14 protein-coding genes are annotated in these 18201 nt (G+C 54.5%); 6 read left to right on the top strand and 8 right to left on the bottom strand.

Going from position 1 to position 18201, the window contains the following annotated elements:
- Positions 1–60: 60 nt before the first annotated feature.
- Entirely contained in the window at positions 61–972 is a 912-nt protein-coding gene (locus tag HV157_RS24035; protein WP_020883330.1) for a DUF808 domain-containing protein, read from the bottom strand.
- Positions 973–1150: 178 nt separating this feature from the next.
- Between HV157_RS24035 and yedA the strand changes: the two genes are divergently transcribed.
- On the top strand, positions 1151–2065 hold the full coding sequence (gene yedA, locus HV157_RS24030; protein ID WP_182269048.1) for a drug/metabolite exporter YedA: 915 nt from the start codon (positions 1151–1153) through the stop codon (positions 2063–2065).
- Here yedA and HV157_RS24025 read toward each other — a convergent pair.
- The 3 genes from HV157_RS24025 to HV157_RS24015 form a co-directional block, all read right to left on the bottom strand.
- Entirely contained in the window at positions 2037–2528 is a 492-nt protein-coding gene (locus tag HV157_RS24025; protein ID WP_020883328.1) for a very short patch repair endonuclease, read from the bottom strand. The genes yedA and HV157_RS24025 overlap by 29 nt on opposite strands.
- Positions 2509–3924 (bottom strand): DNA cytosine methyltransferase, encoded by a 1416-nt coding sequence (locus tag HV157_RS24020; protein ID WP_032678474.1) that lies wholly within the window; start codon positions 3922–3924, stop codon positions 2509–2511. The genes HV157_RS24025 and HV157_RS24020 overlap by 20 nt, the downstream gene beginning before the upstream one ends.
- 61 nt (positions 3925–3985) lie before the next feature.
- Positions 3986–4687, bottom strand: a complete 702-nt coding sequence (locus HV157_RS24015; RefSeq protein ID WP_032680678.1) for a phosphohydrolase — start codon at positions 4685–4687, stop codon at positions 3986–3988.
- Between the two features lie 352 nt (positions 4688–5039).
- Here HV157_RS24015 and ompC point away from each other — a divergent pair, with 352 nt between their 5' ends.
- Positions 5040–6206 carry a porin OmpC gene (gene ompC / locus HV157_RS24010; RefSeq protein WP_182269047.1) on the top strand — a complete coding sequence of 389 codons (1167 nt, stop codon included), beginning with the start codon at positions 5040–5042 and terminating at the stop codon, positions 6204–6206.
- A gap of 56 nt (positions 6207–6262) precedes the next feature.
- On the opposite strand, the gene HV157_RS24005 is transcribed toward ompC, so the two are convergent.
- The gene (locus HV157_RS24005; RefSeq protein ID WP_020883324.1) at positions 6263–7126 is read right to left on the bottom strand and encodes an N-acetylmuramic acid 6-phosphate etherase; all 864 of its coding nucleotides are present in this window, start codon (positions 7124–7126) and stop codon (positions 6263–6265) included.
- Between the two features lie 164 nt (positions 7127–7290).
- On the opposite strand from HV157_RS24005, the gene HV157_RS24000 reads away from it, so the two are divergent.
- Together HV157_RS24000 and dcuR are read left to right on the top strand one after the other, a co-directional pair.
- A complete protein-coding gene (locus HV157_RS24000; protein ID WP_020883323.1) occupies positions 7291–8907 on the top strand; it encodes a sensor histidine kinase in 1617 nt (538 codons plus the stop codon).
- A complete protein-coding gene (gene dcuR, locus HV157_RS23995) occupies positions 8904–9623 on the top strand; it encodes a two-component system response regulator DcuR (protein WP_014170753.1) in 720 nt (239 codons plus the stop codon). Before HV157_RS24000 ends, dcuR begins: the two co-directional genes overlap by 4 nt.
- Here dcuR and HV157_RS23990 read toward each other — a convergent pair.
- Entirely contained in the window at positions 9604–10566 is a 963-nt protein-coding gene (locus tag HV157_RS23990) for an FAD:protein FMN transferase (protein ID WP_182269046.1), read from the bottom strand. The genes dcuR and HV157_RS23990 overlap by 20 nt on opposite strands.
- A 65-nt stretch (positions 10567–10631) precedes the next feature.
- On the bottom strand, positions 10632–13412 hold the full coding sequence (locus HV157_RS23985) for a flavocytochrome c (protein ID WP_014170755.1): 2781 nt from the start codon (positions 13410–13412) through the stop codon (positions 10632–10634).
- Between the two features lie 611 nt (positions 13413–14023).
- Here HV157_RS23985 and HV157_RS23980 point away from each other — a divergent pair.
- A complete protein-coding gene (locus HV157_RS23980) occupies positions 14024–15532 on the top strand; it encodes an anion permease (RefSeq protein WP_072126457.1) in 1509 nt (502 codons plus the stop codon).
- A gap of 55 nt (positions 15533–15587) precedes the next feature.
- A complete protein-coding gene (gene fumA / locus HV157_RS23975) occupies positions 15588–17237 on the top strand; it encodes a class I fumarate hydratase FumA (RefSeq protein WP_121339361.1) in 1650 nt (549 codons plus the stop codon).
- Here the strand turns inward: fumA and HV157_RS23970 are convergent.
- A complete protein-coding gene (locus HV157_RS23970; protein WP_078774567.1) occupies positions 17226–18131 on the bottom strand; it encodes a LysR family transcriptional regulator in 906 nt (301 codons plus the stop codon). The genes fumA and HV157_RS23970 overlap by 12 nt on opposite strands.
- Between the last annotated feature and the right edge of the window lie 70 nt (positions 18132–18201).

The raw sequence follows: 18201 nt of genomic DNA, 5'->3' as shown, positions 1-18201 counted from the left end.
GGTGAAACGTTTTCAATTTAGACGAGGAATGATCTTTTTGCACCCCGCAACAGGTAACAATTAGTGCGACGTTCCGCGGATTTTTTCGACCAGTTTTACGGCCCCAACCACGATAATGCCAATGATAAAGCCCAGCACAAGATTAAGCAGCGTGGGCAGAATTGCCGCCACTATGCTGCCCTGCGCCGAAGCGAAATGTTCAATAGCATGATGCAGCGGCGCGATACCGTGAACCACAATACCGCCTCCGACAAGGAACATCGCCAGCGTACCCACCACTGACAGGCTCTTCATCAGCCAGGGCGCGGTCACCAGCAGGCTTTTACCGATACCTTTGGCGATAGCGCTCGATTTTTCTTCCAGCCAGTAGCCGATATCATCCAGCTTAACGATAAGCCCCACCAGCCCGTACACCCCCACCGTGACCAGAATGGCGATCCCGGAGAGGATCAGGACCTGGTTCAGAAGCGGTGCTTCAGAGACAATACCTAACGTAATGGCCACGATCTCCGCCGACAGAATAAAGTCGGTACGAATGGCACCTTTCACCTTATCACGCTCGAAAGTTTTAGGATCCTGCGCGGCCAGCGCCTCAAGACGCTGCTGGCGCATTTCCGGCGTGTCGCTGTTCTTACGTGCGGCGAACGAGTGCAGGATCTTCTCAGCGCCTTCGAAGCATAAAAATGCGCCGCCAATCATCAGCAGCGGCGTGATCGCCCATGGGATAAACGCGCTGATCAGCAGCGCAAGCGGCACCAGGATCACCTTATTCAGGAATGAGCCTTTCGCTACGCCCCATACCACCGGTAATTCACGGTTGGCCCGAACGCCGCTCACCTGCTGGGCGTTGAGCGATAAATCGTCTCCCAGAACCCCGGCGGTTTTCTTCGCCGCCAGTTTTCCCATCACCGAAATGTCATCCAGTAAGGTGGCAATATCATCCAGTAATGTTAATAAGCTACTTCCTGCCAAAATCTCATTCCTTCTTTTTTTGGTAATTAAGTGAATAGTATGGAGCAAAAGTGTAAACCCGGAAACAGGCACCTCGCGTCAACAAAAAATTCACATCAACTACACAATTAAAGCGCTCGCCAGGCCGATAGTTTTGGCGTTTACTGTCAGCGACCTTTTCATTTTGTCGCGAGGGATTATGCGTTTCCGGCAACTGCTACCGCTCATTGGGGCACTTTTTTCGCTGTATATCATCTGGGGTTCCACCTACTTTGTCATTCGTATCGGCGTGGAGAGCTGGCCGCCGCTCATGATGGCGGGCGTACGCTTTCTCTCGGCGGGCGTGTTACTGATGACCTTCCTGCTGTTACGGGGCCATAAGCTGCCTCCGCTTCGCCCGATGCTCAATGCCGCTCTGATTGGCCTGCTGCTACTGGCCATAGGGAATGGGTTTGTGACGGTCGCCGAGCACCAGAACGTGCCGTCCGGAATTGCCGCCGTCGTGGTCGCGACCGTCCCGCTGTTTACCCTGTGCTTTAGCCGTCTTTTCGGCCTCCGCACCCGCAAGCTCGAATGGGTAGGGATTGGGATCGGGCTTGCCGGGATCATCCTGCTCAACAGCGGCGGTAACCTGAGCGGAAATCCGTGGGGCGCAGTGATTATCCTGATCGGCTCCATGAGCTGGGCATTTGGGTCGGTATACGGTTCACGAATTGAGCTACCGACCGGCATGATGGCGGGCGCGATTGAGATGCTCGCGGCGGGAATTGTGCTGCTGATTGCCTCAACGCTGACGGGCGAAAAACTGACAGCCATGCCGGACCTTTCGGGCTTCCTGGCCGTGGGTTACCTGGCATTATTTGGCTCTGTCATCGCCATTAACGCCTATATGTTCTTGATCCGCAATGTCTCGCCGGCGATCGCGACCAGCTACGCTTACGTGAACCCGGTGGTTGCCGTACTGCTGGGCACCAGCTTTGCGGGCGAAACGTTGTCCCCGGTGGAATGGCTGGCGCTGGGCGTGATTGTCTTTGCCGTTGTGCTGGTAACGCTGGGGAAATATCTGCTTCCTGCGAAGCCGGTTGTTACGCCGTGTGAGGTGGAGAAACCGTAAGCGGGTGAATACCCTGGGTGTCGATCTGCGCGGCCTGCCCGCCGCCGCAGATCCACTCTTCCAGCCGTTCTGTCAGGTCGGCATCGGTACGTCTTAATCTGCCGCGCAGCGCGCACTCCCAGACAATCAACACCCGCCAGCCCTGCGCGAGAAGCGTGCTAAGGTCACGGTTGTCCCGCGCAACGTTCTTGCCAATCTTCTCCAGCCAGAAATCCGTACGCGTCGCGGGAACCTTAAACAGGTAGCAGTCGTGGTGATGCCAGAAACAGCCGTGGGTAAAGATGATGCATTGATACGCATCGATAACGAAATCCGGACGGCCCGCAAGCGCGGCATCCTGCACGCGGAAATCAAACCCCGCCTCGGTCAGCAGCCCGGCTAGCCGCTTTTCAATGGCGGTATCACGCGTGCCGATGGCACGCATGTTTTTACTGCGCGTCGCCTTATTGTGAACATCCGTCATTGACGGCCTCACTCTCACGTAACGCCACGGCCTGTCTGATGCGGGAGGCCAGCAGTTTTGCCACCGCCGCAAACGCGGGAACGACCACCGAGTTACCAAACTGCCGATAAGCCTGGGTGTCCGACACCGGAATGCGGAAGGTATAACCCTGCGGGGTCTCAAACCCCATCAGCCGAGCGCATTCACGTGGCGTTAAGCGGCGCGGACGGTGACGCTGGTTATCGGGATCGTCAAAATCTTTCTCCCCCAGCGCTTTATCCCAGCCCCGGTCGATCAGGATCTCTGCGCCATCTTTATAGTAGCGAGCGGACAACGTGCGCGTCACACAGTGCGGATCGTTCGGATTAACCATCCCGAAGCCAAAACCGTTGCCTTTGGCCTGGTGTTTTTTCGCATAGCGGTAGAGGTATTTCCACAGCACCTGGGTGAGGATAAATTTCGCGTCGACGACAGGTTCCAGCAGGTCGGCCACGGTTGGGCGACGCGCAGGGTATAAAGAGGGAATATCCCGCAGGGTAAAATCCCCCTTCAGGTTGAGGTCGCGGCGAAAACCAACCAGCACAATGCGTTCGCGGTGCTGTGGCAGGAAATGTTTACCGTCGATGATTTTCGGGTCATCCGCGCCCATATGCTGAGCATCCGCTACGTCATACCCCAGCTCATCGAGCGTTTGCATGATAATGCGGAAGGTCTTTCCGCCGTCATGGCTCTTGAGATTTTTGACGTTCTCCAGCACGAAAATCGCCGGACGACGGGCGTCGATAATGCGGACAACATCAAAGAACAGCGTGCCTTGCGTATCGCAGGCAAAACCGTGGGCGCGTCCGAGGGCATTCTTTTTCGACACGCCGGCCAGCGAGAAAGGCTGGCACGGGAAACCCGCCAGCAGGACATCATGGGCCGGAATTGACTGGCGAATGTGCTCAGCCGCCTCTTCATCACTCACGCCGCTTTTGTGGCTCAGCGTAACATCACGGATATCGGCGTTGAAACGGTGTTCATGGGGATCGCAGTACCAGTTGGCTTTGTAGGTACGGACCGCATGTTTGTTCCACTCGCTGGTAAACACACACTGCCCGCCAATGGCCTCAAACCCGTGTCGAATGCCGCCAATGCCGGCAAACAGATCGATAAAACGGAAGGCATAGTTCGGGTGCGCGGCTGAAGGACGCGGAAGCAGGTTTTGCAGGTAACGAAACTCGCCCTCACTCAGACGCTGCCCTGCCCGCTCGCTGGTCAGCAGTCTCTTCAGGATTGCCGGGCTCCAGTGGCTCTCACCGTGCGCCACCAGCTGATTCGCCAGCGTTTTAGCATCATAGATATCCAGCAGCTGGCGCAATAAAGCCTGCACCGTTGCCGTTGATTTCTCAGCCTGCTCTGGCGCGGGCTCACTCACTGATCGATTTTCCTGCATTCTTTTAACCGGAGAATAAAGACTGGAAACAGATTACCACAGTTCACTCGCTCAAACTGCGACGGAAGCGGCTCAGCACCTGGCTATCCAGCCCCAGGCAGTCGCCCTGTAATTCGGCACTTAATTTCGCCATAAACTGGATGAGAAAATCGGCGTTGTGTTGCGCAAGTTCGCGCCCCACGTCTGTGTGCATTGTATCAGGCAAGCGCAGCAGCTTGGTCTGAAAATGGTCGAGGGCAAAGGCGCGATCATTAAGGGTGCGCGCGTCGGCAAACGGGTCTTCTGCGTTAAAGAGCGCCACGCCCAGCGCCCCCGATACCGCAAAGACGCGCGCAAGACCGATAGCACCAAGCGCTTCCAGCCGGTCAGCATCCTGAACAATTTTGGCTTCAAGACTGTGCGGCACAATACCGGCGCTAAAACTGTGCGCTTCAATGGCATGCTCCACGGCCGCATAGCGTTCAGAGGAGAAATCCGGAAAATCGCGACGCAGAATGTCGAGCGTCTTGCTGGCCGCCAGACGTGATGACTGGCTGCGTTGGGGATGGTTTTTCGGCAGGCTGACAATGTCATGGAAATAACAGGCGGTCAGTACCACCAGTGAATCGACCGCCTGGTTCGCCATGATTGTTTGCGCCGTCATCCAGACACGACGAAAGTGCGAAATATCATGCGCGGCGTCGTGGGTCGCGTGGTTTTCATCGAGCCAACGCTCAAAGCGAGACTGCCACTGCGTAAGTTCCATCATCACGTCCTGTTGTTAAAACGGCTACAATAGCAACTTTCCCCGCCGCTATCACGGCTTGTCCTGACAGGGACGCGTGTACCCTGCATTCCCGAGGAAATATATTTAATATCAATTGGAGATATTAAATAATACTGCCGCTAAATACTTAATGATAATTTATTTCTATATATCCTAAACTCTAATTCACCAGAAAAATAAAGCGACAGATAGAAATGTTTTGCAATATTTCTACGATTTTAATTACATTTATTTTTGAACCAAAATGACATTGCGTAGAATAGTATCAATTCTGTAATGACAGAGAGTGATTACATATATTCATATTAATTATCTTTAAAGGGAATATATAATGAAAAGAAAAGTTCTGGCAATTCTCGTACCCGCGTTATTAATGGCTGGCGCAGCACATGCAGCTGAAATGTATAACAAAAATGGTAATAAAGTTGATCTGTACGGTAAGATCGATGCGCGTCATACCTTCTCTGATCACCCTGGGGATGATGGCGATGAAACCTATGTACAAATTGGTTTCAAAGGCGAAACACAAATCACTAACGATGTTATTGGTTATGGCCAGTGGGAATATAAAACCTACGCCAATAATACCGAAGATGCCGGTGATACTTCATTTAACCGTCTGGCGTACGCTGGCCTGAAATATGGCGAATACGGTTCATTCGATTACGGTCGTAATTACGGCGTCGTGTATGATGTTGAAGCCTGGACCGATATGCTGCCCGTATTTGGGGGCGATTCTTATACCTGGACCGACAACTTCATGGTCGGCCGTGCAAACGGTGTGGCGACCTACCGTAATGCCGATTTCTTCGGCCTGATTGAGGGTCTGAACTTTGCGCTGCAGTATCAGGGGGCAAACGAAGGTCAGGACGCAACAGAAGATCAGGAAGGGACCAAGAACGGTCATAACGACGTGCGTTTCCAGAATGGTGACGGCTTCGGTATGTCCACGACCTATGATTTCTCCGGCGATCTGTCTGGCCTGACCTTAGGCGCGGCCTACTCCTCTTCTGACCGTACCAATGAGCAGGAAGCGAAGGGTATACAAGACAGCGCACGTTTCGCCGGCGGTAAGACTGCGGAAGCGTGGACCGTTGGCGCGAAATATGATGCCAACAGCGTTTATCTGGCGATGATGTATGCGCAAACCCGTAATATGACGCCATATGGCGATACCGGGATTGCGGATGAGACGCAGAACTTTGAAGCCGTGGCACAATACCAGTTCGACTTCGGCCTGCGTCCGTCCCTGGCATGGGTTTACTCCAAAGGCAAGGACATGACTTATCCTGGCAATGCGGGTAACCCACAGGGCCAGCATGGCGACATGGATCTGGTTAACTATATCGACGTCGGTATGACCTACAACTTTAACAAAAACTTCTCCACCTATGTTGATTACAAAATCAACATGCTGGACAACGACGAAAGCTTCTACGAAGCAAACGGCATCTCTACAGATGACATCGTTGGCGTAGGTATGACGTACCAGTTCTAACTTCCCACTATGATAAAAGCCCGCATCGCGGGCTTTTTTTATTCAACAGAGAAATGTTATGGAGCTTCCTGCAGTGCCAGACGAATAAAGCCGTTATTCTGCGCCAGCAGTTCATGCGCCTTCCAGGCATCCAGCCCTGTCAGCACCATCAGCACCGCTGTTTTACAGTTATGGTTGCAGCTCTCCAGCGCGGCTTTCGCCGCTGACCGGGTGCATCCCCCCGCTTCCATGACGATGGCAATTTGCCGTTCAGACCATTTGGTGTTGCTGGCGTCCAGATCCACGCGCAGGTTGCTGAACACGCGTCCGGTTCGAACCGCCAGGCCGGTGGTTATCATGGTCAGGATCATTTTTTGTGCGATCCCGGCTTTGGTATTGATATAACCCGCGATCGCGTCCGCGCCAAGCTCCGGGGCAATCACCATGCTCGCCAGCTGCGCGGCTTCACTTTGCGCGTCATCCGTAATAGCCGCGACCGGGGAACCCAACGACCACGCATGGCGCATCGCGCCCCAGACCCACGGTGTTTTGCCGCTGACGGTGACCGCCAGCATCATATCCTGTTCACCAAATTTGATGGCCTGCAGGTCAGCGACACCGCGCTCGTAGCTGCCCGCCTCCTCTCCCGCCGTTATGGCGATCACAGGCGTTTTTCCCGGGGCATACTCATCGGCTGCCTGCTGCGCGACACGGCCTGACGGGCCGGCGCCAACAATGACCAGACGACCACCGTGACTCAGGGTCGCAGCGGCGTTATCCACCACGCGGGCGATCGTTGTTAAACATGGGGTTATTGCAGCGGAGATGAGGGCATCATCCTGGTGAATGACTTTCAGCATGTCCAGCGTGGACAATCTATCGATATTCATCGTGCTGGCGTGCCGTCTTTCCTTGACCGAACCGGTAAGCGTAATGCTCATAAACAACCTCCTTATTATGAGTACCCCTACACTATAAAGTGTTTTAGACAGGTGACCTGCGAGGAGGGTCACGAAAAGAGGACCGAATCCATGCCTTTACATGGCTTTAAGAAACGCGCGTCATCGGCGATAATTACCCCTTTCTTAATCATCGCGGAGTTTTGATGAGCGATTTGCAGCCCTTCCCCCTGACGCGCAAGCGCCCCATGAAACTGAACACCCTGGTCACGTTAATGGTGTGCGCGATTATCGGTTCTGTGCTGCTGTTGGTATTTGCGCTCTATTCCGTCCAAATCACCCGCGCCACCCGCGATGATGTTAAGGATACGGCCCTTGGGATCGCGCGAACGTTGGCCGACAGTCCCGAAATTCAACGCGGTCTGATGCAGGCTCCCCAGGCGGATATTATTCAACCCATCGCCCAGGCGGTCACCAGGCGCAACGACCTGCTCTTCACCGTCGTCACCGACATGCGCGGTATTCGTTACTCGCACCCGAACGAAGCCCTGCTAGGTCTCCACTTTATCGGCGATGACCTGACGCCCGCGCTGGAAGGAAAGGAACATGTCGCCGTTAACCGGGGTGCCCTCGCCGAAGCGCTTCGCGTCTTCACCCCCGTCTTTGATAGCCAGCACGAGCAGATCGGCGTGGTGGTGGTCGGTATCTCCCTTAAAAAAGTGGAAGATCAGATTGCCCGCGGGCGGCTTAACGCCGTCTGGACCATATTATTCAGTATATTGATGAGCTCGCTGGCCATCTGGGGCCTGGTTCGCGTGCTCAAACGTATCCTGTTCGGCCTTGAGCCGTATGAGATCTCGGCGCTGTTCGAACAGCGGCAGGCGATGCTGCAGTCGCTTCGCGAAGGGGTACTGGCCGTGGATATTCAGGGGCGGGTGACGATGATTAACCACACCGCCAGAGAAATATTGCTTCTGCCTTCCGGCAAACAGACCGAAAATGCCAGTGCTCCCCTGCTGGCAAGCCTGCGGGAAGTCTCGAAGAGTGGCATTGCACGCAAGGATCAGGAGATCAGCTGCAACGGGCGACTCTTGCTGTGCAACATGGTACCTGTTAAAAGCCAGGAGCGGGTTATTGGTGCCATCACCACTTTTCGCGATAAAACGGAAATCAGCCAGCTGATGCAGCGCATCGATGGCATGGTCAATTATGTCGATGCCCTGCGCTCCCATACGCACGAGTTTATGAACAAACTGCACGTGATCCTCGGTCTGCTGCATATGAAGCGCTACGACAAACTTGAAGAGTACATCATCCAGACGGCGCATAATTATCAGACCGATATTGGTACCATTCAGAGCAAAGTTAAATCTCCGGTGATAGCCGGGTTCCTGCTGGGTAAAATCAACCGGGCTAAGGAAGCAGGGATCGCCCTGACGCTGGCCGATGAGTGCCAGATACCGGATACCGCCAACGAAGAGCAGGTTGCGGTGCTGATTACCGTGCTGGGTAACCTCATTGAAAACGCGCTCGACGCGATGGAAGGACAGCAGGAAGGCGAAATTGGCCTGCTGCTACATTATCAGAATGGCTGGCTCAGTTGCGAAGTCAGCGACGATGGCCCCGGTATTGATCCGGCTCAGCTCGAGGCTGTTTTTACAAAGGGCTTCTCAACCAAAGGCGAAAATCGCGGCGTTGGGCTGTTCCTTGCTCGTCAGCAGATCCAGAACCTGGGCGGAGACATTACCGTCGAGTCCGAGCCTGGCGTATTTACCCAATTTTTTGTTCACATCCCCTGGGATAGCGAGAGGAATATCGCGTGATAAATGTGTTAATTGTCGATGATGACGCCATGGTGGCCGACCTCAACCGTCTGTATGTCAACCGTGTTGAAGGCTTTAGCTGCTGTGGCGTCGCCTCCACGCTCAACCAGGCCAGGGCCATCATTAACGACCCCAGCCAGCCTGTCGATCTGGTGCTGCTGGATGTCTATATGCAGCAGGATAACGGGCTGGATCTCCTTCCCGTCATCCGTGCCTCAGGCCGACCGATCGATGTCATTATGATCTCCTCCGCCGCCGATGCCGCCACCATCCAGACCTCCATCCATTACGGTGTGGTGGATTATCTGATTAAACCGTTCCAGTTCCCGCGTTTTGAAGAGGCGCTGAACGGCTGGAAGGCAAAGCACAGCCTGATGGGATCGCATCAGTACTATGAGCAGGCCGACGTCGACAGATTGATCCACGGCGGTGCGCCGGAACTGGCGGACAGTAAAAAACTGCCGAAAGGGTTAACGCCGCAAACGCTGCGTACGATTTGTCAGTGGATTGACGCGCACCCGGAGACGGAGTTTTCCACCGATGATCTGGCAAACGCGGTCAATATCTCCCGCGTGTCCTGTCGCAAATACCTGATCTGGCTGGCGCAAATTAACATTCTGTTCACCAGCATTCACTACGGTGCCACCGGCCGGCCAGTGTATCGCTATCGCCTGCAGCCCGAGCAGACGGCACTGCTCAAGCAGTACTGTCAGTAACGCGGTAGCTGTTATCCAGCAAGGTAAAGCGGAAGTGGTGCGCTGAAGAGAGCACCACTTCTTTTGTTTTGGTCACGAAGATTGCTTCAATGTCGGGTCGTGCACGCAGCGCTGAACAGCCTTTACTGACGCCCATGCCGTATATCAGCGTGGTCCAGATATCACCATCAATGGAGTTTTTCGAAATGATGGTGACGCTGTCCAGTTCGTTATCCAACGGATAGCCGGTACGCGGGTCAAGTATGTGGTGATAACGCCTGCCGTTTTGCTCAAAAAAGCGTTCGTAGGTACCCGATGTCACCACCGACATGTTCTCTACGGCCATCGTACCGATCAGCGCCTCCCCGGCGAACGGTTTTTTGAGCCCCACGCTCCAGCCCCCTTCCGGTGAACCCAGCGTCTGGATATTACCGCCAAGATTAATAAGCCCCAGTTGAGCCCCCTCTTTACGCAGGTAATCGCGCACTCTGTCGGCGATATAGCCTTTGGCGATAGCCCCCAGATCAATCTCCATGCCCGCCCGGGTCAGAAACACGCTGCTGCTGGCCTCATCAAGGACCACATCCTCAGGATGGGTAATGGCGAGCAACGACGCGATTTCATCGGCAGGCGGAACGCTATCTCCCCGAAAACCGATTTTCCAGCGTTTCACCAGCGGGCCGATAGCCAGGTTAAATGCGCTGTCCTTGAGCTGGCTTGCCGCTTTCGCACAGCGGATAAGCTCAAAAACCGGGCGACTGACGGTGACAGGATGCTGACCGGCAGCATGGTTGATATCCATCACCTGCGAGCTGGCACGGTTGACGGTCAGCAGGTCTTCATACTGTTTAATCAATCTGAAAACGCGAGAAGCGAGGGCTTCATCATGAGAGAAAAGCTTCAGGAGAATGGGCGATCCCATCAGAACGGCGGAGTAACTGTAGACGCGGTGGTCAGAAGACATGGTGCAAGCTCCCTGGTTGAAATGCCGGATACACGGGGCGTATCCGGCATACCCTTACGGCTGACTTACGCCCTTTTCGCGCGCATCGCTGCCTGATGTCCGGCAAGCGTACCAAAAATAATGATATCTGCCACCGCGTTACCCCCGATGCGGTTACCACCGTGGATACCACCGACCACTTCACCGGCCGCAAATGCCCCTGGCAGCACGTTGTGGTTGCTGTCCAGTACGCAGGTTTCGGTGTTAATGGTCACACCGCCCATGGTGTGGTGCACGCCCGGCGCAATCTGAATGGCATAAAATGGCCCTTCGTTAATTGGTGCACGCAGCGCGGTCGTACGGCCAAAATCGTCATCGTGCTGTTTTTCAACAAACCCGTTGTAACGCTCCAGGGTCGCCAGGAAAGCGTGATAATCCATCCCCAGGGCTTCAGCCAGCGCTTTAGGTGAGCTGGCGCTGGTGACAAACCCTTTGGCGATGTACTCATCTGCCGCTTTGTTTTTGGCGCGTACATGCTCATCAAAGACGATGTAAGCGTATTTCTCCGGCAGGGCGATAATTTGTGCAGAGACTTTATCGCGGGTTTCCATCTCGTTGAAGAAACGGTTCCCCTGCTGGTTCACCAGAATCGCCCCGCCACCACGGATGGATTCGGAAATCAGGTACGAGGTTTTCTGCTCAACGGTTGGGTGGATCTGGATTTCCCCCATATCGACCGTACCGGCGCCAATACGCTCCAGCAGCGCGATACCGCCCCCTGTCGCCCCTTTGTGGTTGGTGGTCACGAAACCTTCCAGGTCAGGACGGTACTTCACCACCATCTGGCTATTGGCGCTGAAACCACCGGTAGCCACAATGACGCTTTTGGTTGCTACGGTAAGGGTTTCGTTTTCTTCCGTGGTCAGACGTACGCCGGTGACTTCGCCGTTCTCGAAGAGAATGTCGCTGACCGACGTATCGAGCATGACCTCAATGTTGCGTTTGTTGACGTTACGCACCAGGCCGCTAATCAGATAGCCGCCCACCGCAGAACCGTCTTTTGGACGGTGAGTACGGTCGATGCTCATCCCGCCGGTGGTGGTGATGTCGTTGAGCATAATGCCGCGGGTCGCCAGCCACTCGATCGCCTGCGGGGCATTTTCCACAAAGCGGCGCAACAGTTCCGGGTTGTTCTTGTTTTTACCGCCTTTCAGGCTTTCCTGATAGAACAGCTCTTTGCTGTCCTGAATTCCTTTCACCCGCTGGAAGCGTGTTTCCGCGGCGTTCATCCCCGCAGACGCTTTAATGGTGTTACCGCCGATGGAGGGCATTTTCTCAACAATCAGCACGCTTGCGCCTTCGTCATGCGCCTGGATTGCTGCGGCCAGACCCGCGCCACCGCTACCGACCACCACAACGTCAACGCTTCGGGTCTCGTTCGGGTCGACACCCTCTTCGGCTGCCAGCGCTTTGCTGGATTTCAGCATGGCTTTGGACACCGCTTTTTTGACCGCTTCACTCTGGCTGGTTGCACCGGTAATGGCATCCACGTGCGGGGTGTTTGCATCCAGAATACGGGTGCGGATCTCTTCGAAGCTGGTGACAAACTCAACGTCCTGGGTCGGGCCAGAAGCCAGTTCAATGTCGGCGATGCGGTCGGTCTCCAGGCTGACGTTAATCACCAGTTCGTTGCTATCGTCCCGAACATTCTCAATAAACATGCCCGGTTTAAATTTCGATTCACCCATGCTCATATCGCGGATCATCGCCTCCACCAGCGAGAAACGCCACAGCGGCTCAGGGATGCTTAGCGCTTCGCGTCGGGTGCTGTCCATAAACAGTTCCAGCGTTTCTCCCGCCGCGATGCGGTCTGTCCAGTCCGGATAGGCGATGGTGGCGCGGCCTACGGCGATAAGATCGTAGCCATGTTCCAGCGCCTCGTTCGCATCCGCGGCATTGACCACGCCACCGACGCCCATGACCGGCACCTGCGCCAGCGTGTCAGAACGCATTGCGCGGTATTTTTCGATAAGCGGGGTCGGATCCTGCGTGTCGACAATAGAAGGACGCAGGGTTGCGCCAACGGAGAAGTGCAGGTAATCCACACCGCGCGCGGCCAGCTTTTCCAGCAGGTACATGGTGTCTTCAAAGCGGATGCCCGGCTCTTCCAGCTCTTCAGGGGAGAAGCGATAGCCGATGATAAAGGCGTCATCGGCGTACTGGCGCACCATTTTATGGGTGATGTCGAGCACGGCCAGCGGGAATTTCGCGCGGTTATCGCGGCTGCCACCCCACTCGTCGTCACGCTGGTTAGAGTTTGGAGAGTAGAACTGCTGAATCAAATAGGTGTTGGCCCCATGGATTTCAACGCCATCGAAACCCGCCTGAATCGCACGGCGTACTGCTTCACCGAACTTACCAATCATCCCTTCGACTTCTTCTCCCGTCAGGGCAACCGGCGTGGCGGCGCCGTCACGCGGCGCGGCAACGGCACTTGGCCCCACCGGCGTGCGGCCACCGATCAGTTTCGGATCAACCATGCGGCCGCCGTGGTAGATCTGCAGCAGCGCTTTAGAGCCTTTGGACTTAATCGCCTCAGCGATCTTCGCCAGCCCGGCGATTTTCTCGTCGTTATCAATGCCAATCGCACCCGGGAAGGCGAGACCGAGATCGTCAACAAAGCAGCACTCAACAATAATGGTACCAATACTGCCTGAGCGGGCGCGATAGTACTCAACCAGCTCGCTGGTCACCGTACCGTCGTAATAACCGGTACAGGTCGTCATAGGGGCCATTAACAAACGGTTTTTCAGTTCGGTACCATTCGGTAATGTGAAGGGGCTTAGAATACGTTCGTTAGTGCTCATAATAGAAACTCCAAACTTTAAAATTAAGAATTCGTTATCGGGCTCAGTTTTATTTCGATTTTTTATTCCGATGTCATAATACTAATATAATGATTTTTTTAGTTTCTAAAGCCATTACGTTAGTTAAAAAACTATTTAATCCCTTCAATAACATTAATAACACATTGGTGTTAGCAATATTAATTACTCTATTCACAATCCTTTAAACACTGTTAACGTATCAATGACCTTTTCACGATCCCAAGACACAAAAACAAACCATTAAAAACATAGAGTTATATGGAAATGATTATTTGAAATGTTAACAACATTGAGTAAAATCCATATCAAAATAAATAATACCCACATACGCCAGAGTGGTTATTATCAACTGGACAAAAACACCACCGCCACTCTATTTTTTTGATCGCGATCAATCATCGAGACAGTCAAAGGCGCAATATATAAATATCATCAATTTTTAATTTAGCGCATCAAAAATGCGTTAAATCGCTATTACTGAAATAGCAAATGCGCACCTTTAGTAACTAAATAAAATAAAAACAAACTAAAGAAAGCAAATGAATATTTCAGCGCATAACCGAATTCCTGACAACTTAAGACGCGAAACTATGAATACAAAAACTGCTGTAACGCCCCCTGTGGCGAGTCAAGCATCCAACGGAAAGGCAAAACGTCTGCTAATGATGGCATTGCCCATTGTCGTTGCCGTGCTGTTACTGTTTGTTCCGGTCCCGGAAGGGCTTCCTCCTTACGCGTGGCACTACTTCGCTATCTTTGTCGGCGTGATTGTCGGTTTAATCTTCGAACCGCTGCCAGGCGCGGTCATTGGCCTGACCGGCGTCGTGGCAATTGCGCTCTGCAGCCAGTGGGTGTTGTTCAGCCCGGAACAATTGGCCGACCCGAAATTCAAACTGGCGGGTGCCTCCTTTAAATGGGCCGTGAGCGGTTTTGGTAACTCTACCGTATGGCTGATTTTCGGTGCCTTCATGTTTGCCGCAGGCTATGACAAAACCCGCTTCGGCCGCCGTCTGGCGCTGATTCTGGTGAAATATCTGGGTCGTCGCAGCCTGACGCTCGGTTACGCTATCACCTTCGCGGACCTGCTGCTGGCACCGTTTACACCTTCCAACACCGCGCGTAGTGGCGGGACCATCTATCCGATTATCGCTAACCTGCCGCCGCTGTATGGTTCAAAACCGAACGATCCAAGCGCGCGTAAAATTGGTTCTTACCTGATGTGGGTGGCGATCACCGCGGCCTGTATTACCAGCTCAATGTTCCTGTCTGCCCTCGCACCGAACCTGCTGGCGCTGGCGCTGGTGAAAAGCACCGTGGGGATCGACATCTCCTGGGGCACCTGGTTTATCGCATTCCTGCCGCTGGGCGTGCTGCTGATTCTGACCATGCCGCTGCTGGCCTACTGGTTCTACCCGCCTGAAGTTAAAGTGAACAACGAAGTGCCACTGTGGGCGACCCGTGAACTGGAAAAACTGGGCAAACTGTCCCGTAACGAAATCCTGCTGCTGATTTTCGTCTGCTGCGCGCTGCTGATGTGGATTTTCGCCGCCGCGTGGATTGAACCGGCGATGGCTGCACTGTTAATCGTGGGTCTGATGCTGTGGACCGGGGTGCTGGAGTGGAACGATATCACCGGGAATAAAGCCGCCTGGAACACCTTCGTCTGGTTCGCCACCCTGGTTGCGCTGGCGGATGGTCTCTCCTCCACGGGCTTCATTAGCTGGCTGGGTAAAGAAGGCGGTCTGCTGATGAGCGGTATCTCGCCGGGTGTTGCCACCATCGTACTGCTGCTGGCGTTCTACCTGCTGCACTACCTGTTTGCCAGCACCACCGCACACACCACGGCGCTGCTGCCAGCGATGCTGACCATCGCCTCTACCATTCCTGGCATGAATATGGAGGTGTTCGTCCTGCTGATGGTGACCTCCCTGGGTGTCATGGGGATTATCACCCCTTACGGTACCGGCCCTAGCCCTATCTACTACGGTAGCGGCTACCTGCCAACCAAAGACTACTGGCGCCTCGGCACCATCTTTGGTGCCATCTTCCTGGCGGCCCTGCTGCTGATTGGTTATCCGTGGATGTCCATGATGTTCTGATCCCTGACCGCCGGACTACCCCTCCGGCGGTTTTATTTTTTTGGAGCAATACGCTATGTCAAACAAACCGTTTTACTACCAGAACCCCTTCCCTCTTGCACACGACGATACCGAATACTATCTGCTGACCAAAGAACATGTCTCTGTTGCCGAATTTGAGGGTCAGGAGATCCTGAAAGTGGAACCCGAAGCGCTGACGCTGCTGGCACAGCAGGCCTTCCACGACGCCGCCTTTATGCTGCGCCCTTCGCATCAGAAACAGGTTGCCGCTATTCTTAACGACCCACAAGCCAGCGAAAATGATAAATACGTTGCCCTGCAGTTCCTGCGCAACTCTGAAATCGCGGCCAAAGGCGTGCTGCCCACCTGCCAGGATACCGGTACGGCGATCATCATGGGTAAAAAAGGCCAGCGCGTCTGGACCGGTGGCGGTGACGAAGCCGCGCTGAGTCAGGGTGTCTATAACACCTACATCGAAGATAACCTGCGTTATTCCCAGAATGCCGCGCTGGATATGTATAAAGAGGTCAATACCGGCACTAACCTGCCTGCGCAGATCGATCTCTACAGCGTCGACGGGGACGAGTATAAATTCCTGTGCATGGCAAAAGGCGGCGGTTCCGCGAATAAAACCTATCTCTATCAGGAAACCAAAGCGCTGATTACCCCGGCGAAGCTGAAAAACTACCTGGTTGAGAAAATGCGTACCCTGGGTACCGCGGCCTGCCCGCCTTACCATATTGCCTTCGTGATTGGGGGAACGTCGGCTGAAGCGACGCTGAAAACCGTTAAGCTCGCCTCAACGCGCTATTACGACGCGCTGCCCACCGAAGGCAACGAACACGGTCAGGCGTTCCGTGATGTTCAGCTCGAACAGGAACTGCTTCAGGAAGCACAGAACCTCGGCCTCGGCGCGCAGTTTGGCGGGAAATACTTCGCCCATGATATTCGCGTGATCCGTCTGCCGCGCCACGGTGCCTCCTGCCCCATTGGCATGGGCGTCTCCTGCTCCGCTGACCGCAACATCAAAGCCAAAATCAACCGCGACGGTATCTGGATTGAGAAGCTGGAACACAATCCGGGCCAGTATATTCCTGAATTCCTGCGTCAACAGGGTGAAGGCGACGTGGTCAGCATCAATCTGAATAAGCCGATGAAGGAGATCCTGGCCCAGCTTTCTGCTCATCCGGTCTCTACCCGCCTGTCACTGAACGGCACAATCATCGTGGCGCGCGACATTGCCCACGCGAAGCTGAAAGAGCTGCTCGACAACGGTGAAGAACTGCCGCAGTACGTCAAAGACCATCCAATCTACTACGCAGGCCCGGCCAAGACTCCGGAAGGCTATGCATCAGGCTCTCTCGGCCCAACCACGGCTGGACGGATGGATTCGTACGTCGACCTGCTGCAGTCTCACGGTGCGAGCATGATCATGCTGGCGAAAGGCAACCGTAGCCAGCAGGTGACCGATGCCTGTCATAAGCACGGCGGTTTCTACCTCGGCAGCATCGGCGGCCCGGCGGCGGTACTGGCACAAAACAGCATCAAGCGTCTGGAGTGCGTGGCCTATCCTGAACTGGGTATGGAAGCCATCTGGAAAATCGAAGTGGAAAACTTCCCGGCGTTTATCCTGGTGGATGACAAAGGTAACGACTTCTTCCAGCAGATCCAGAATCAGCAGTGCAATGGGTGTTCACAGCGCTGAGTTTTTCCACAACGCCGGTAACAGCGACAGCGTTTCAGCGATCCTCTCTCGCTTGTCGCTTCCCGGCTTCCAGATGGTCACCATCGTCTGACTTATCCCCTGGCTGCCCACTTCGGTGTGCAGCCTTTTTACCTTTTTCCACCCGGTCGGCTGGAAATGCGTCGGTAAAAATCCCCAGCCGCATCCCTGCTCCAGCAGGCCCCGCAACATCTCCAGCTCATTGGTGAAAAGGGTGTGCCCCGATATCTGCAGACGACGTGCCACCGGCTCATCCGAGGCGGCGTGCATAATCACCTGCGGCACCAGCGACAACTCAAGCAGCGACAGCGGCTGCGTGGCTTCAGCGAACAGCGTGTTGCAGGCGTAGAAATCCATATCGATCGCCCCGAGCGCCCGCCACTCCATTTCATTACCCACACTGCGATTACGTGCCTGGCAAATGCCCAGATCCGCCTGCCCGCTGGCCAGCATCGCTTCAGCCTCATCCCGGGAGGCGCTGACCAGGCTCAGACGTAAATGTCGCTTCGCCATCTCGCCAATCAGCGCCTGCAAAAATGGCCTTGAGGTAAAGGGATCGTAAACCAGCGTGATGTCCTGCGTAGCACGCTCCGGTACCGCGCTGGCAAATGCCTCAAAGGCTTTCACCTGGCGCATCAGCAGGTGCGCCTGCCGCTGCAGCTGCTCGCCCTCAGGGGTCAGACGCAGTGTGCGTCCTTCACGCACAAACAGCCTGTACCCTAATCCATCTTCGAGAAAATCAATCAGGTCGCGCAGCGTCGTACGATCTTTCCCGAGCTTCATCGCCGCTTTTGCCAGGCCACCGTATTCCACCACGGCGGTAAACGCTTCCAGTTGGGCAAAGGAATAAATTACCGTCGACACGCCACTCTCCATTCAGTTTTCGGGGGGAATTTCCCCCATTACGCGTTTTTTATTATAAGTCGCGGGTTCTTAAACTGAAGGC

Origin of the sequence: Enterobacter sp. RHBSTW-00318 (assembly GCF_014101375.1) — a bacterium.
Taxonomy (GTDB): Bacteria; Pseudomonadota; Gammaproteobacteria; order Enterobacterales; family Enterobacteriaceae; genus Enterobacter; species Enterobacter ludwigii.
Note: the sequence above shows the minus strand (reverse complement) of the source record. Positions and strands in the feature narration are given on the sequence as shown.

Excerpts from the sequence above, each read along its gene's own strand:
- yedA (WP_182269048.1), top strand. The coding sequence starts at position 1,151 with ATGCGTTTCCGGCAACTGCTACCGCTCATTGGGGCACTTTTTTCGCTG.
- HV157_RS24025 (WP_020883328.1), bottom strand. The coding sequence starts at position 2,528 with ATGACGGATGTTCACAATAAGGCGACGCGCAGTAAAAACATGCGTGCC.
- HV157_RS24015 (WP_032680678.1), bottom strand. The coding sequence starts at position 4,687 with ATGGAACTTACGCAGTGGCAGTCTCGCTTTGAGCGTTGGCTCGATGAA.
- ompC (WP_182269047.1), top strand. The coding sequence starts at position 5,040 with ATGAAAAGAAAAGTTCTGGCAATTCTCGTACCCGCGTTATTAATGGCT.
- HV157_RS24005 (WP_020883324.1), bottom strand. The coding sequence starts at position 7,126 with ATGAGCATTACGCTTACCGGTTCGGTCAAGGAAAGACGGCACGCCAGC.
- HV157_RS24000 (WP_020883323.1), top strand. The coding sequence starts at position 7,291 with ATGAGCGATTTGCAGCCCTTCCCCCTGACGCGCAAGCGCCCCATGAAA.
- HV157_RS23990 (WP_182269046.1), bottom strand. The coding sequence starts at position 10,566 with ATGTCTTCTGACCACCGCGTCTACAGTTACTCCGCCGTTCTGATGGGA.
- HV157_RS23985 (WP_014170755.1), bottom strand. The coding sequence starts at position 13,412 with ATGAGCACTAACGAACGTATTCTAAGCCCCTTCACATTACCGAATGGT.
- HV157_RS23980 (WP_072126457.1), top strand. The coding sequence starts at position 14,024 with ATGAATACAAAAACTGCTGTAACGCCCCCTGTGGCGAGTCAAGCATCC.
- fumA (WP_121339361.1), top strand. The coding sequence starts at position 15,588 with ATGTCAAACAAACCGTTTTACTACCAGAACCCCTTCCCTCTTGCACAC.
- HV157_RS23970 (WP_078774567.1), bottom strand. The coding sequence starts at position 18,131 with ATGGAGAGTGGCGTGTCGACGGTAATTTATTCCTTTGCCCAACTGGAA.